Raw genomic sequence first — 15,963 nt, forward strand, 5'->3', positions numbered from 1 at the left:
AAATTATAATATCATAAATATGATATAATGTTTAATGGCTAAGACATACATTTATGTCAGGAATGATTATACGCATTCCTGACAAAATAGTAAACCTTAGAAGTTTTTAAAATAAACCGGTGATATGACCTTGTTCGTCGATATCGATATTCTCGGCAGCCGGTTTCTCGGGAAGTCCCGGCATTCGCATGATTTCCCCTGTAATCGGTATGACAAAACCTGCTCCGGCGGCAATTTCTATTTGGCGGACGGTAACGACAAAATCTTTCGGCCGACCTAGTAATTTAGGATTATCGGACAGTGATTTTTGTGTTTTGGCTATACAAACCGGGAGTTTATCCAATCCCAGAGCGATGATTTTTTTCAAATCGCTTTTGGCTTGTGCTGTATAATCGATAGCTGCAGCTCCATAGATTTCTTTGGCGATGGTTTCTATTTTCTTTTCGATATCCCAGCTCCATTCGTAGAGCGGTTTTAGTTTGCATACGCATTGTTCGGCTACTTTGGCTGCCAGGATTGCCAGTTTCTCAGCTCCTTCACCTCCCTTGGCCCAAACTTCCGCTACTTCCATGGGCACGCCCAGTTCTTTGCATTTGTCTGCAACAATTTGTATCTCAGCATCTGTATCGGTGACAAATTTGTTCAAAGCAACGATGGGGCAAATATTGAATTTCTTCATATTTTCAACATGCTTTTCCAAATTTTCGATTCCTTTTCTCAATGCTGCCGTATTCTCTTCTTTCAGATTTTCGACTTTCACGCCTCCATGGTATTTCAGCGCCCGGATCGTGGCGACCAGAACGACGGCGCTCGGATTCAGACCGGCTTTGACACACTTGATATCGAAGAATTTTTCTGCACCCAGGTCAAAACCGAAACCAGCCTCCGTGACGACAAAATCTGAAAGCGAAAGTCCCATCTTCGTTGCCAGTACGGAATTCGTTCCCTGAGCAATATTGGCAAACGGACCTCCATGAATGATGGCGGGATTCCCTTCGATGGTTTGCACCAGATTGGGTTTGATCGCGTCTTTCAATAAAGCGGCCATCGCTCCATGAGCTTTCAGGTCACGGGCATATAAAGGACGTTTATCATAGGTATAACCGATGAAAATATTTCCCAACCGTTCTTTCAGATCCATGAAACTTTCCGATAAGCAAAGGATCGCCATAATCTCTGACGCTGCCGTAATATCGAAACCGGTCTCCCGTGGGATACCGGATGATGTACCTCCCAAACCGACGATAATGTGCCGCAGAGAACGATCGTTCATATCCATTACCCGTTTCCAGGTCACAGTCCGGGGATCTAACCCCAGGGAAGAAGTTTTACTTTGGATGTTATTATCGATCAGGGCTGCCAACAAGTTATGGGCTTTCTCGATGGCATTGAAGTCACCTGTAAAATGGAGATTGATATCTTCCATCGGTAACACCTGTGAGTAACCGCCTCCTGTTGCACCACCTTTGATACCGAATACAGGTCCTAAAGAAGGTTCACGCAAAACAACCGTTGTCTTTTTACCGATCCGGTTCAGCCCTTCGGTCAATCCGATCGATATGGTCGTTTTCCCCTCGCCGGCCGGAGTCGGGGAGATGGCCGATACCAAAATCAGATGCTTGCCTTGCATCCGGGCGGGCTGAATCAGGTCGAGGGGGAGTTTGGCTTTATATTTACCATATAGTTCTATCACTTCCGGATCTATGCCTAATTTTTTTGCAGTTTCCGTGATCGGTTTCAGTTTTACGGTACTTGCAATCTCTATGTCTGTCATGTTTTTAATTGTTTGTTGGTTATTGGTTGGTTTTATATTAGTTAAGCGTAAATTCTGTACTCCCTATCAGTTCGTTGTCGCTGAATAATTCTGCAACGTATTTTCCTTTGACCAGACTTCCGTCGTTAGGCCAGTATATCGCCATTTCGAGCCGGTCACCTTCATAATTGATTTCCCGTTTGGCGGAGTAGGTCAGAGAAACATTCTGATATTTAAAGAATGATTTTTCGCTAAAGGCGATCACTTTGTCATCCGGACGTTTCAGACGCAGATAAATCACCCGGTCGCCCCGTTTGGCCGTTACATTTTTCGTGATCACAAATTCCGCTTTCAGGTTGTAACATTTTTTCCAGTTCGTTTCCTTATCTCTTTTATTTACGGGATATACGACGAAGTTTTCTGTCCGGAGGGCACTGGCCTGGGCGATCACTTCTTTCATGTCCTTTTGCTGATTTTCAAGTTTCTGATTCCGTTCCCTGACCCAATTCATTTGTTTGCGTACTTCCGTATTTTCTTTTGCCAGTTTTTGATTCAGCTGATTGAGAGAATCTATCTGTACCACATAACTTCTCAATACATTTTTTAATGTACCGATTTCTTTTTTATAACGATTGATTTCTGCATAAGAGTTATCGCGGAATTTCTTCATCTGATCCATTAAGGTAAGGATCTTTTCCTGTTCTAATTGCAGTTTTTCATTCAGGGTATCGTTACTGGTTTTCAGATCATCGTAATTATGGCTCAGATCGGTAAGCTCCTGTTCCAATAATTGCTTTTCCTCATGAATGGCGGCGATATGTTTTTTATTTTCGGATCTTTCAACTAAAAAGAAAATGAATAATAAAATAAGAACTACCGACAAACAACCGATAACGATCATTAACATTTTGTCTTTCTTGTCCTTGATGATAGAATTTTCTTCCATAATTTAATACATTATTGTTTTTATTCGTTTTTATCTCCTGACTTCCGCAAAGGTAGGAAAAATAAAAGTAAAAGGAGAAATGTTAAAACTAAAAGCATGGCGATAAGGAGAGCATAAATTTGGATTTTACAATTTTTTAACGTATTATTGTATAGTCCTAAATCATCAGCATATGCGAGAAGAATTTTTACATTATCTCTGGGCGAATGCTTTGTTCAGAAGTAATGAGTTTGTAACCATTTCCGGTCATGCTGTGGAGGTATTGAAAGTCGGGCTGTTGAACCGGGATGCAGGGCCGGATTTTTTCAATGCCAGAATCCGGTTGGATGGAGTAGAGTGGGGCGGTAATGTCGAGGTACATTTGCGTAATAGCGATTGGAACAGGCATGGTCATCAAGTGGACGCAGCTTACGACAACGTGATTCTGTCTGTTGTCCTGGAGGCCGATGTCCGTATTTATAACAGCAAGGGACGCGAAATCGATACGATAGTTCTGGATTATGCCGATCGATTGTATGAGGAGTATCTTTATATGCTGGGCGGACAACTGAAACCCGGCTGCCGGCGGAAAATAGAAAAAATCGACAAGAGTAGCTTTTATCTGATGTTGCCGGCACTGGCTATCGAGCGGTTGATGAGAAAATGCCGGGAAATCGAGGGAATACTTGAATTGACCCGGAATGATTGGGAAGAATGCCTCTTTCGCCTGATCTGTAAGTATTGGACCGGTAATGTCAATGCAGAGCCCTTTTATCAATTGTCGCTTCGCTTGCCTTATCGGATATTACTCAGGTATGCGGATAAACAAACCGTTTTAGAGGCTTTATTGTTGGGATGTGCCGGGCTGTTGGAAGATGGTGCGGAAGATGAATATGTGGCTGTATTGAAAAAGGAATTCCTGTATTACCGGAATAAACACGATTTACAATCCATGCCTTCCGGACAATGGAAGTTTATGCGGATCCGGCCGGATGTTTTTCCGACTGTCCGTTTAGCTTTGCTGGCTTCGTTGATCCGTGATTACAGGACTTTGGCCTCCCGTATTTTAGATGCGACTTCATTGAAGGAACTGATGGGGCTATTCGAAGTAAATGTTTCTGCTTACTGGAACCGGCATTATCGTCCGGGTATTATCGCTCCCGAACGACCTAAAAAATTGGGAGAACAGGTGCGGAAAACACTGGTTATTAATGCAGTGATCCCTTTTGTTTTTTGGTATGGAAAACAAAGAGAGGAAAGAAAATATACCGAAAAAGCGCTGAGATGGCTGGAAGAATGTTCCCCTGAAAACAATTATATCGTGAGGGCCTGGCAAGAATTGGGATTTCGCTTCGATTCAGCTTTACAAACACAGGCCATTATAGAACTAACCCGGGAATATTGCGAGTGCCATCGTTGTCTGCAATGCAAATTAGGGCGGGAAATTTTAAAGATATGCTGATCTGAAATCCTGTCAGGGGATTAACTCGATCGCTTCCTGACGCAGGATTAAGGGGAGATTGATTTCTCTTTTTTCCAGGCTGATCAGCCATTCTTCTACTTCTTCCGGACGAAGGGTGTAAAGAATATCCCTGAATACTTCGATCTGTTCGTCGGTATAGGCTTCCGGAGCAATTTGCCGGTAAACATCCAGTTCTTCATCATCGAAGTAATCTATTTGGGGACTGGCTTTTTTCAATCCTTTTTCACATATCGCATGAGCTCCGCAGCAATCTGCCGGAGGAGCGACAATGGTCTCCGGGTCTTCACTATGGCGGCGTTTATGAATAAAAGTAAACAGGGCGACTAAAATCAGCAGCCCTGTTAATCCCGATAGAATATAGATCATTGTGTAGATCTGTTATTTTAATAGTTCTTTTTTTAATAAGTTCACCTGATTGGTCAGTTTTTTGATTTCTGCGTCGGCGTCGGCTTTTGTTTTTCTGATCCAATTCAGTTTTTTTGTCATTTCCTCGTTGTCTGCTTTCAGTTTTTCAACTTCTCCGTTTTGAGCTTGCAGGTTATTGGTAGCACTTTCCAGCTGTGCTTTGATTTTCTGATTCTCAAATTCCAGATTGGTTTGTACTTCGGTCAGCTGACGACGCAACTGATCCCGTTCATTGCTCACTTTTTGCAGACTGCTTTCCAATGACGATATTTGCTCGCTGGTAGATTGAGTAGTAGTTTTGATCTGATCGGCAACATTACTCAATTCGGATTTCAACTCCACTTGTTTGCTTTCCAAAGAGCGTAATTTGGTATACAGTTGGTCGATCGTTTTATCTTTTACAGCATTATTTTCAGTCAGTTTGTACCGAATGGTATTGAAATCGTCCTTTGCTAGTTGCAATTGATCTTCCAACTGTTTTTTATCGCGCTTCAGATCGAGCAGATTCCGATCGACTTCTCTTTTTGCTCTGGCTAATTCTTCGAATTTCTTCTTAGAGACGCAAGACACGGATAAAGATGAAATAATCATAAATCCACTCAGGTATAAAATCGTTTTTCTCATATGAAGTGACTCTAATTATTTATTGACACATTTTGGTTTTAAGCATTATAATTGCTTACTTTGGGGCAAATATATAAAATAAAATAGAAACGTAACGTAAAATAAGCTTGAATTACTAAATGTACTGATGATTATGGCCAGGAAATTTCTTTTATTATTGCTATTGATATGTGGAGGCTTGTGTATGGGGCAGGCTCAGGAAGATGGAAAAATTGTATTGAAGGGAGTGGTACAGGATGCCCGGACTAACGAACCTATACCTTTTGTCAACATCGGTTTGTTGGGAACGGTAGCAGGGGTTGCTTCGGATGTAGACGGACGATTCGAATTGGTCATCCCGGATCGGTATGCAACCCATGTCCTGCGTCTCTCGGCTATCGGTTATGCTTCAAAGGATATCAAAGTATATGAAATACAAAATAAACCCGACCTCAAAATCCTGTTGCAGCCGAAAACTTATGGGATCGGGGAGGTAGATGTATACGGACAATTGCTGATTTATAAGAAAATGCTGCAAAATGTCGTTTCCAACATCAACAAGAATTATATTTCTAAACCTTATAATTACGAAGGTTACTTTAAATATAGCCGGCAGGTCGACGGACAGGAAAAAGTAAAAGAGGCGACGGTAACGATCTATGATGCTCAGGGATACCATCGGGAAGATGTTGCCTCGGCTTTTAAAGAATTGAATTATAAATTCAATCAGGTCCGTAGAAATTCCGAAGTGACTTCGGTGTGGGACGGCCTGACCTATTTCGATGATATTCTGACAGCAGATATCGTCAGGAATACCCGTAATGTATTGGATATCGTCAATTCCCGTGATTATAAACTGAAAAGTAAAGGTAAGCTGGTCTATGAAGGTGATTCGGTTCAGGTGATCAGCTACCAGGCTACTCATCCTTCTATTTCAACAACCGGTGATCCGGCAGTGCAGACCTATAGCGGAGAGATTTATGTCAATCTGAAAGATCTGGCGGTCTTAAAGAATGTCGTCAACCTGACTTCCCGCGATTTTAATGGATTAGGCCGGAATCTGGTTACGATCAATGAAAAACCGAAAAGCGACGTGAAAATGACAATCACCACAACCTATAAGAAATTGAAATCGGTTTACTTTCTAAGTGGTGTTCAGGTGGAATATTCCTATAAAGAAGAGGGGAAAGAGGTGAAAGGGACGATGGAGTATATCACTACCCGTGTAAACAGGACTTCTCCTACAGTTATTGAAGGCCGGATTTATTACGAGGATATCGAGGCTAACGAAGAATTTTGGAATCGCTATTCGGTCTATTTTGAAGAATAAAATGGAGAGAAAATAAAACGTGCCTTCGTGTTCGGGGGCCCGGTCGCTTCTGTCGGTCGTCTGGCTTTTTCTGAACGACCGATCGGTGGTGTCTGACGGAAACGTAGCGTAAAGTTTTTTGCGCTACGAGGAGTTCCGCCGGTCAGTGAAGGAAAACCTTACCGGACCGGTCTGACGGTACAAAACCCGGAATCGGAATAGAAATAGAAAGAAAAAATAAAATCTACGTTAAAGCCAGACTGATCTTTTTAATCGGAATTTTTTATTCGGATCCACAACTTTATTTGTTAAAGATATCTTCTTTGCTGCGGGGTTGTTTGTCTTGATGCCATTCAAAATCTTTGAGAAAGCGATCTTTCGGATCGACAATGATCAGCGGATTCAAAGTTCCTTCGGGTTTGGTAATAAAAACAATCCGGTTTACCCTTTTTTCTTTTAAATGAATTTTAATAGCGGAACTGATAGTCTTATTCAAACCGATAATTACTCCTTTGTCATCCGGGTAGTATATCGATTCGCCGTTCCCATCGACCTCCACCAGATAAAGTTCATTGTGCCGGATATAACCGGTCATATTCCGTCCTTTGATTTGATTGAACTTGGCCGTATCCAGCTGGTTGACGATAAATGCTTTGTTATTTAAATGGAACAGGTCGACTTCATTGTTCTTGAGGTGCATATCGATCGTTGTCCCCGTTAGCTGATTACCACTGGCCCAGACAATAGGAGTACCGAAAAGATATACGGTAGAATCCGCTACCGGGAAAATCATTGAATCGCATATTCCTTGCAGATCGGGATTGAAAAATTTCGTGTTGTAATAGGCCTTCAGGACGTTGTTACCTAACGAATCTTTACTACTTGAAAGGGTATCTCCATGGACAAAGAGGGAATCGGTTTTACCGACCAGAATCAATTGAGCACGCTCGGTTACATAAGCATAATCGTTGTTTTTCGTGACCTCGCCATAGTTTCCCTCTACAATCACATTATTTACTGTATCGTACAAATGGATGTTTTGATGCATGATAGCCTTACCGGACAGGCTGTCTACAATTAAAGTATCGGCCCTTCCTAAATATTCGTTGTAGGTAAGGTGATTGTTTTTATATAATTCGGCATGTGAAGTCAGTGAGTTATACCAGCCGTTCTCCGAATAGAGGGTTCGGTTGTCGCCATAGATATTGGTCGGTCCCAATATCGTAATGACTTTTGTTTCCGTTTGATATTTCAAAGTATCCGAATACATCGTATATTCGGGAGTGTATACCTTGACACTATCCTTAAAAAACATTTCATTAATCGGGAGGTAATAGTAGCCGATGTCGCTGATCAGGGTGTTGATACTGTCTTTTATCGTCCCTTTATTGAAGTAATAGCCGACCCGGTTGGCCGCATCGTAATCCAGAAAATCGGTGGTCAGGGTAATTTTCGGGTCTTTCATGATCACGTTATCCCTGACTTTGGCAAATTCCGTATTGCCATTGTATAGCATAAAATCTCCCCACAGATTCAAGGTATCGTTCTGAATCACGTGGACATTACCGAAAGCTTCCACATAATTACTATCCCGATGGTTGTATAATTTATCGCAAAACATCAGCATATTTTTATGCTTCAGCCTGACATTTCCAAGTAAGCTATCGATATTACTCTTCATATTCACGGCATAGGTGTCGGCATGAAGAATATCGATAACATCTTTTTGCTGGGCAAATGAGGGGCATATTGTGCCGGCAAAACATATAGACAATAGGAGGATTTTCAAGTACATTTTATATCGACCGTTTATTTTATAAATTCCCGGATCAGATCTTCGACCCGGATATGTTCAGCCTCTGCTTTATAGTTTTTAAAGATCCGATGCCGCAAAATAGCTTCCGCTACATATTTTACGTCTTCTATATCCGGAGCATATTTCCCTTGTAAAGCTGCATGTGTTTTAGCTCCTGAAATTAAAAATTGAGAAGCTCGCGGTCCGGCGCCCCAGTTGAGGTATTGCTCTGCCAGCGGATGTGCCCCAGAACGTCCGGGACGAGTCCGGGCAACTAGTTTTACGGCATATTCGGTGATATGTTTCGATACCGGCATCAGGCGGATTGCAGATTGGAATTTCAGAATTTCTTCCCCTGTAACGATACGGTTCAATTTTTCCGTTTTCTGTCCGGTAGTGCTTTCTACGATAGCGATTTCTTCTTCCAGAGTCGGATAATCGAGTATCAAACTGAACATGAACCGGTCTAATTGAGCTTCCGGCAGCGGATAGGTTCCTTCCTGTTCTATCGGGTTCTGAGTAGCCAGCACAAAAAAAGGCTGTTCCAATTTCCGGGTTGTACCGGCCGCAGTGATTTCTTGCTCTTGCATCGCCCCCAGTAAAGCACTCTGTGTCTTGGGAGGAGTACGGTTGATCTCGTCAGCCAGGATAATATTGGCAAATAGAGGCCCCTCGATAAATCTGAATTCCTTCTGATTGTCTAAGATTTCAGTACCGATAATATCGGAAGGCATTAAATCCGGCGTAAACTGTATCCGCTTGTATTTTAAGTCTAAGGTTTCGGATATAGCGGTTACCATCAAGGTCTTGGCCAAACCGGGGACACCGATGAGCAGGCAATGTCCGTTACTGAAAATAGCTACCAGTATTTTATCGATGATTTCTTCCTGACCGACAATTTTGCGGGCGATCTCTTTTTTTAATGTTTCATATTTAATCTTCAACTGATCGATCCTTTTTACCAAATCTTCCATGATCATTTGCTTTTAGCACGACTTTCAATCCCTGTTTCTGTTTATTTAATCCATCCGTCGTACCGGAATTTGGTATCTTTAAAACTTTCATCGATATGAATATAGGTATCCGCTTGTTTTTCTTTGATCCATTTTTCCAATTTCTCCATTTGTTTTTCCCGTTTCAGCATCAATTCGAAATTTTGCCAGTCATCATCCAAATTCGCTTTATGACGGGGATAAAATTCTTTAATCTTCACGATCTTGTATTCTTCTTGGCCGTTGGTATGACTGATGAACGGCTGAGAGATTTCGCCGGGTTTCATTTTATTTACTTCTCGAGCCATATCGCCGGGAATATCAGGACGGGCAATGCGGGCTTCCGAAGTCTGGGGATCGGCGAACAACCCACCGTTGTTCCGGGTTTTCTTATCGGTAGAGAAATAATAGGCAGCTTCTTCGAAAGTCATTTTCCCATCGGTGATGTATTGCCGGATGGTATCCAGACGATTTAAAGCTTCCTGTTTTTCCGTATCGGAAACCTTCGGTTGAAGGATAATGTGACGGACATTGATTTTTTCTCCCTGACGGTCGATCAGCTGAATAATATGGAAACCGTATTCCGATTCTATGATTTTAGAAATTTTTCCGGGTTTTAAGCTGAAAGCTGCTTCTGCAAAAGCCGGATCCAGTTCTTTCTTGGATTTATAACCCAGTTCTCCGCCACGGGGAGCAGAAGCATCTTCTGAATACAATACGGCTAAAGTATTGAACGTCTTTTCCCCTTTCAGGATCTGGTCCCGGAAAGAGCGCAATTGTTCCCGTATCCGTTCTTTCTCGGCTTCACTGACATCCGGTTTTAAAACGATCTGTTGTAATTCGTAACGGTCGGGCATATCCGGAAGGCTGTCTTTGGGGATCTTTTTGAAATAACTTCTTACTTCCGAAGGAGTAATACGTATTTTTTCAACGATCTTTTGCTGCATTTGCTCCGTAATCAATTGCTCCTTAATCGGATTTCTCATGTCGTCTTTGATTTCCTGGATGGATTTACCGAAATATTTCTCCAGACGTTCCTGAGAACCGATATTACTGATAAAAAATTCGATCTGACTGGAAACGGCATTTTCAACTTCTTCGTCCGATACGATGATACTATCTATTTGAGCTTGGGCCATAAGTAGTTTCTGTACCAATTGTTGTTCCAGAATTTCTGCTTTATAATCAGGTGACGAGGAGATGATCCCCTGGCCCTGTTGTTGTAAAAAGGCATTTTCAATATCGGATTGCAAAATTATTTCATCTCCTACAATAGCGACTATTTTATCTATAACATTTTTTTGTGCAAAAATAAAGCTGAAAGAGAAAGATAAAACAAGTAATAATAAAACCTTTTTCATGTGTATTAATTTGTTATTATATAGTCAAAATTTGAGACCTCTAAACTACTATTTTTATTCAAAACAGCGAAGAACAGTAGAAAGTTTAGTAAATTTTTACATACTTTTTACGAACTCCTTCTTCATTGATCTGTTTTTCCAGGTCGTTTTCGAATTGAAGTTTCTTCTTATTTTTCAGAATAAGGGTAATTTCATCTCTGACATAATCTAAGGGAGCTAACGTTTGTTCATGACGCATCTCATTGATTTTTAGAAAATAGTAGTTGTCGTCATCTTCTTTTTCGATATTTTTAACTACCAGAATTTCTTTTTCTAATGTGTTGAAATCTCCGGGAATCAGATTTAATATATATTTCACTTCAATCCATTTGTTGTTGAATTTATCGTATTTTTTAGCATGGGTCAGGCAATAATCTTCCAGACTTTCCTGATCGTTTGCTTTATCCGATTTGAACCATTTCTTCACTTCTTTTAAATTAGGTGCATTTTTAGGAAGAATAAAGAATACCGCTTTAATGATCGGAGTGGGCAGAATAAAGTTTTTTTCGTTTTTATTATAATAGGTTTCGATGTCTTCTTCGCTGATCTCGTCCATAAGGCGTTGGGCGATCAGTTTTTGTTTGTATTGGTAAATCAACAAAGAAGTGCGGTAATCTTCAACCTGTTTTTGTATATTCATTTCTTCGTTGGATAGGTTCTCGATCGCTTTATGTAAAAGTAATTTTTGCGTCACCCAATTGCGGATATAGTTCTGAGCCATGAGCAGACTATCTTCACTGGAGGTGCCGTTCGGAATAAAATCGATGATCTCGGAGCGGGATAAGGTACTCTCGAACACTTGTGCCACAGGTGGCTCCTGCGTTCTTTGGGGCTCACAGGAACAAATGATCAGGACCAGCATAAACAATAGGGTGAATCTCATTTTTAGCTTCTTGTTTTAAGACACGGGCGAAAGTAGTAAATAATTTTCAATTTTCCCTATCTTTGTCCGAAAGAAGAGAGATGCATAACAGGATTCGCGAAATATTGAAACAATACTGGGGATACGATGAATTCCGTAGTCTGCAGGAGGAGATTATTCTCTCGGTATTGGAGGGGAAGGATACGCTGGCTTTGATGCCGACCGGTGGAGGAAAGTCGATTACCTACCAGGTACCTGCCTTGGTGTTGGAGGGGATATGCCTGGTGGTGACGCCCTTGATCGCTTTAATGAAAGATCAGGTTGAAGAATTGCAAAAGCGGGGAATTGTGGCGGAGGCGATTTATACCGGTATGGGGAAAGAACAGATAGAATCGACCCTGAATAAAGCGATTGCCGGAAAAATCAAATTCCTGTATGTTTCTCCCGAACGATTAGCTTCGGAACAGTTTCGCGCACGTCTGAAACAAATGCATTTGTCCATGCTGGCAGTCGACGAAGCCCATTGTATTTCGCAATGGGGCTATGATTTCCGGCCTTCATATCTGCGGATCGCTGAAATCCGGGAGAATTTCCGGCAGATTCCGGTATTGGCATTGACAGCTACCGCTACTCCCCGGGTAGCCGAAGATATCCAGCAACAGTTAAAATTTGAGATTCCCCATGTTTTATCGAAAAGTTTCCGGAGGGATAATATCGCTTATGTAGTCCGGAAAGCGAACGATAAGTTGGGAGAATTATTGCATATTTTATCCAGTCTGAAAGCCAGCGCAATCGTGTATGTGCGCAAAAGAGCGGGAGCGGAAGAGTTGGCCCGTTTTTTGAAAGCGAAGGGAATAGAAGCTGATTTTTATCATGCCGGACTGACTTCTTTTCAAAGAGAACAAAAACAGGAGGCGTGGAAAAAAGGTGAAGTCCCGGTGATTGTCGCAACGAATGCTTTCGGTATGGGAATCGACAAACCGGATGTTCGGATTGTCGTTCATTTCGATATTCCGGATAGTCCCGAGGCCTATTTCCAGGAAGCCGGGAGAGCAGGACGGGACGGTAAGAAGGCTTATGCGGTATTGTTATACAACGAAGCTGCTTTGACAGCCCTGAAAAAAAGAGTCACTCAGGGATTTCCCGATAAAAATTATATCCGTCAGGTGTATCGCCTGTTGGGGGATTTTTTCGGATTGGAGGAAGGGTTAGGGCATGGACTGGCTTTTGAGTTCGATCCTGAACATTTTGTGAAGACTTATAAGCTGGAGCTGACCACTACCTTGTCGGCGATAAAAGTATTGCAGGTAGCCGGTTATTTGGAATGTACCACCGAAGTACATGCCCGTTCGCGTATCAGTTTCCTGGTTTTGAGAGATCAATTGTATAAAATAGAGTTGGGGGACCTTTTATTGGAACGATTGGTGGAATATATACTTCGGAATTATCCGGGGATTTTTGTGCAATATGCTTATATCGATGAAGAAATACTGGCCGGGAAGTTAGGGGTGAAAAGACAACAGGTCTATGAAAGTCTGTTGTTATTAGCCCGTCGCAGGATCATCGGTTATATTCCCGGTAATGACCGGCCTTATATCGTTTATCACCAGCCCCGGGTTCCGGCTCATTACCTGCATATCGGTCCCGAGGCCTATGAGGACAGGAAACAAGCTTATGCTGTAAAAGTCGGGCATATGGCCGGATACATCGAATTAACCGATTCCTGTCGTCAATTGTATTTGATGGCTTATTTCGGACAACGGGAAAAAGAGGTTTGCGGTATTTGTGACCTTTGTCTCGAACAGAAGAAACGACCGGGAAATACCAACCGGAAAACCGAGGAGAAGATCCTTGAGCTGCTGAAACAAAAAGATTATGAGATCAGGGAACTGATCTATGAATCGGCGGGTTCCCGACAGCAAGCGACGGCTTGTATCCGCAAACTTTTGGATGCAGGTGAAATTTATTATAAAACTCCGACACTACTGGCTTTACGTCATTAATCATACTCCTGCCTTATCCCCGAATAACGAGATATGCAATCTGTCACAATATCGCCAACCGTTCCGAATACAATACTCTAAAGTTTTTCGCATATTCCTTCGCATGATTTCCGGTGTCCCTCCTAAAGGCATTAACAGGATGTCGTCATTTTTCCAGGCTTGAAGAACAGATAAAAGTTGCTGGATTTCGTCTATATCTTCATCGCAAGCATATACGAATTTCAATTGGAAATCTTTCTGGTATTGCCGGGCAGAGGATATATATTGCTGTATGCATTCCGGATTCAACCGTTGAATGGAAAGCGGACTCGCTCCGGTATAGGAACTGCTTAGCTTGGGAGATAAACTGAATAAATCGATGTATCGGGCCAATTCAGGATCGAATAAGGTGGCATTGGTTTCTAAAGTCAAATGGAATCGATAGTCGGACTTTAACTTTTGACATAAGGCTTTTAATTCCTTTACCTGAAGTAAAGGTTCACCACCGGTAAGGACGATATGCCGGATGGGACCGGCATTTTGCAAGAGGGTTGTATAAATGGCTTCCACAGATACTTGCCGGGTATCTTTTAATTGATATGCAGCATAAGCAGAGTCACAAGGTGACGACAGACCGTCGGAGGTTTGCCAGTGACATTGCAGATTACATCCGGCCAATCTGACAAATAGAGAAGGGATACCGCACAATTTTCCTTCTCCCTGAACGGTACCTGCAAACTGAAAACCGGATGCCGGCAAATCCGGGAGCAAATGTCCGTCTTTATCTTTAACGATCGGAAAGATTCCGTCTTTGGCTAATCGCATATTTACGCCTCTAACAGTTTATCCCACCAGTCGGTAGATTTCCACTCTGCAACGATCCCTTCGGAGAAATGGATGTCTTTCAGTTGGAATCTGGCCAGTTTTAAATCTTCCTGAAAAGCTTCGGCATAACCTGTAGCCGTTTCATGTACCCGGACAGCATGAAGCTGAATATTTCCTTCCCCGTTGACACGTTCCGTATGCCGGAGGATTTTGTCGATGACATAGGTAAACAGTAAGGCATAACCTTCGGCAGAAGGAGAGACCGGGATTTCTGCAACTCTCCGGTTATAACGGTATACGAATGTTTTTAAATCGGGCGATTCATTTTGCCACAGGGAGTAAGAGTGATCGAAACTTTCGATAAATTCTTTCACTTTATCCAAACGGCAGAAATCCATAACCATATAACCGTCGTCGAGTTTGTCCGAGGTGATAAAAACTTCGACGATATAGGAATGTCCGTGAATATTTTCCCGGCACCGTTGAGAGGAACAATTACGGACAATATGCGCCCCTTCGAATTTGAATTGTTTTCTAATCAGCATACTAAAGGATCTATTTCGTTTGCTTCGGCAAAAGCCTTGGCTCTCAATAAACAACTGTCACAAACGCCACACGGATGTTCACCTCCCCGGTAACAGGTCCAGGTCAGTCCGAAATCGACCCCCAGACTGACGCCTAATTTGACCTCTTCGGCTTTGGTTAGATGCATGAAAGGAGCGTGGATGGTAATTCTCTGTTTCTTTTCGGCTCCCAATACGGTTCCCAGGTTGATCGCGTTTTCCATCGCTTTTATAAATTCTTCCCGGCAATCGACATAACCGGAATAGTCGACTTCACTCACTCCGATAAAGATGTCCGTGATATCTAATGCATCGGCCCACGAAGCGGCTACCGACAGAAATACCATATTCCGGGCAGGTACGTAAGTGGAAGGAATATCCTGGCGTTCGATATGGCCGTCTTCTACCTCCATGTCCGGATCGGTAAGTGCGCATCCGCTCCATTGGTTCAAAAGTAAATTAACTATTTTATGTTCTTTTACGCCGGCTGCTTTTGCAATGGCTATAGCACTTTTTAATTCTTTGTCGTGCTTCTGACCGTATTCGAAAGTGATGGCATAAATCTCATCGAATCCCTGGCTTTGGGCCAGATAAAGAGCTGTTGAAGAATCCAGCCCGCCGGATAATAAAACAATGGCCTTTTTCATAACTGTTTATTCTTATTTTCGGGTGCGAAGTTACAATTATTACCCATAAATTGGGTGTGGTATCCCGAATTTTGATTACCTTGCGGCCGAATATGAAAATAAATACCTGTATACCGGAAGCCGTACTTTACTTTTCCCAGTGGAGCGGGAAAGGATATGCTGTTTTTGCTGCTTTGGGCCGGCAAGTACAGATTGCAGGATTAGCTTTGCATATTTGTTTGTGTGCTATGCTCAAATCTGCCCGGAAAGGCTTAATTGTAAGTGGGGTTTTAGCCTGGGAGGAAAATGAGGGAGAAATAGCGGAACAATTGAAACGGGAAATGGAAGGGGGCTGTTTACATGAGGGAGAAGTATGCCCCGGTCTGAAAGTGATGTTAAAGTAAATAAGGAAAGGGTGTGCTGTAAGCATGCCCTTTTTA

The 15,963-nt window shown here is 42.3% G+C and carries 15 protein-coding genes; 4 read left to right on the forward strand and 11 right to left on the reverse strand.

Features of this window, described 5'->3' with window-relative positions:
- Positions 1 to 106: 106 nt before the first annotated feature.
- Both AC5RDS_RS11880 and AC5RDS_RS11885 read right to left on the reverse strand, forming a co-directional pair.
- Positions 107 to 1,774: a formate--tetrahydrofolate ligase gene (locus AC5RDS_RS11880; RefSeq protein ID WP_013611077.1), complete on the reverse strand. Its 1,668-nt coding sequence runs from the start codon at positions 1,772 to 1,774 to the stop codon at positions 107 to 109.
- 37 nt (positions 1,775 to 1,811) lie between these two features.
- The gene (locus tag AC5RDS_RS11885; RefSeq protein WP_013611076.1) at positions 1,812 to 2,699 is read right to left on the reverse strand and encodes a coiled-coil domain-containing protein; all 888 of its coding nucleotides are present in this window, start codon (positions 2,697 to 2,699) and stop codon (positions 1,812 to 1,814) included.
- A 172-nt stretch (positions 2,700 to 2,871) separates the two neighbouring features.
- Between AC5RDS_RS11885 and AC5RDS_RS11890 the strand changes: the two genes are divergently transcribed.
- A complete protein-coding gene (locus tag AC5RDS_RS11890) occupies positions 2,872 to 4,140 on the forward strand; it encodes a DUF2851 family protein (protein ID WP_013611075.1) in 1,269 nt (422 codons plus the stop codon).
- A 12-nt stretch (positions 4,141 to 4,152) separates the two neighbouring features.
- Here the strand turns inward: AC5RDS_RS11890 and AC5RDS_RS11895 are convergent, their stop codons facing one another.
- Together AC5RDS_RS11895 and AC5RDS_RS11900 are read right to left on the reverse strand one after the other, a co-directional pair.
- Positions 4,153 to 4,527, reverse strand: coding sequence for a hypothetical protein (locus AC5RDS_RS11895; protein ID WP_013611074.1), 375 nt, complete (start codon positions 4,525 to 4,527; stop codon positions 4,153 to 4,155).
- A 12-nt stretch (positions 4,528 to 4,539) separates the two neighbouring features.
- Positions 4,540 to 5,190: a hypothetical protein gene (locus tag AC5RDS_RS11900; protein WP_013611073.1), complete on the reverse strand. Its 651-nt coding sequence runs from the start codon at positions 5,188 to 5,190 to the stop codon at positions 4,540 to 4,542.
- 133 nt (positions 5,191 to 5,323) lie between these two features.
- Between AC5RDS_RS11900 and AC5RDS_RS11905 the strand changes: the two genes are divergently transcribed.
- Complete coding sequence (locus AC5RDS_RS11905) at positions 5,324 to 6,499, forward strand: carboxypeptidase-like regulatory domain-containing protein (RefSeq protein WP_041557173.1); 1,176 nt, start codon at positions 5,324 to 5,326, stop codon at positions 6,497 to 6,499.
- Positions 6,500 to 6,779: 280 nt separating this feature from the next.
- On the opposite strand, the gene AC5RDS_RS11910 is transcribed toward AC5RDS_RS11905, so the two are convergent.
- The 4 genes from AC5RDS_RS11910 to AC5RDS_RS11925 all read right to left on the reverse strand — a co-directional run bounded on the left by AC5RDS_RS11910 (position 6,780) and on the right by AC5RDS_RS11925 (position 11,548).
- On the reverse strand, positions 6,780 to 8,273 hold the full coding sequence (locus tag AC5RDS_RS11910; protein ID WP_013611071.1) for an OstA-like protein: 1,494 nt from the start codon (positions 8,271 to 8,273) through the stop codon (positions 6,780 to 6,782).
- A 14-nt stretch (positions 8,274 to 8,287) separates the two neighbouring features.
- Positions 8,288 to 9,247, reverse strand: coding sequence for an AAA family ATPase (locus tag AC5RDS_RS11915; protein WP_118107919.1), 960 nt, complete (start codon positions 9,245 to 9,247; stop codon positions 8,288 to 8,290).
- Positions 9,248 to 9,288: 41 nt separating this feature from the next.
- Positions 9,289 to 10,626, reverse strand: coding sequence for a peptidylprolyl isomerase (locus tag AC5RDS_RS11920; protein ID WP_022160918.1), 1,338 nt, complete (start codon positions 10,624 to 10,626; stop codon positions 9,289 to 9,291).
- 85 nt (positions 10,627 to 10,711) lie between these two features.
- A complete protein-coding gene (locus AC5RDS_RS11925; RefSeq protein ID WP_013611068.1) occupies positions 10,712 to 11,548 on the reverse strand; it encodes a peptidylprolyl isomerase in 837 nt (278 codons plus the stop codon).
- An 80-nt stretch (positions 11,549 to 11,628) separates the two neighbouring features.
- Between AC5RDS_RS11925 and AC5RDS_RS11930 the strand changes: the two genes are divergently transcribed.
- The gene (locus AC5RDS_RS11930) at positions 11,629 to 13,530 is read left to right on the forward strand and encodes a RecQ family ATP-dependent DNA helicase (RefSeq protein WP_215658199.1); all 1,902 of its coding nucleotides are present in this window, start codon (positions 11,629 to 11,631) and stop codon (positions 13,528 to 13,530) included.
- Here the strand turns inward: AC5RDS_RS11930 and AC5RDS_RS11935 are convergent, their stop codons facing one another.
- From AC5RDS_RS11935 to queC, 3 genes are read right to left on the reverse strand one after another with little or no spacing between them, the layout of a single operon-like run.
- Positions 13,531 to 14,334, reverse strand: a complete 804-nt coding sequence (locus AC5RDS_RS11935; protein WP_013611066.1) for a 7-carboxy-7-deazaguanine synthase QueE — start codon at positions 14,332 to 14,334, stop codon at positions 13,531 to 13,533.
- Positions 14,335 to 14,336: 2 nt separating this feature from the next.
- Positions 14,337 to 14,879: a 6-carboxytetrahydropterin synthase QueD gene (locus AC5RDS_RS11940; protein ID WP_013611065.1), complete on the reverse strand. Its 543-nt coding sequence runs from the start codon at positions 14,877 to 14,879 to the stop codon at positions 14,337 to 14,339.
- Complete coding sequence (gene queC / locus AC5RDS_RS11945; protein WP_013611064.1) at positions 14,873 to 15,544, reverse strand: 7-cyano-7-deazaguanine synthase QueC; 672 nt, start codon at positions 15,542 to 15,544, stop codon at positions 14,873 to 14,875. The genes AC5RDS_RS11940 and queC overlap by 7 nt, the downstream gene beginning before the upstream one ends.
- 92 nt (positions 15,545 to 15,636) lie before the next feature.
- Between queC and AC5RDS_RS11950 the strand changes: the two genes are divergently transcribed.
- A complete protein-coding gene (locus tag AC5RDS_RS11950; protein ID WP_147348225.1) occupies positions 15,637 to 15,927 on the forward strand; it encodes a hypothetical protein in 291 nt (96 codons plus the stop codon).
- Positions 15,928 to 15,963 lie beyond the last annotated feature (36 nt).

This window comes from Odoribacter sp. (assembly GCF_985060555.1).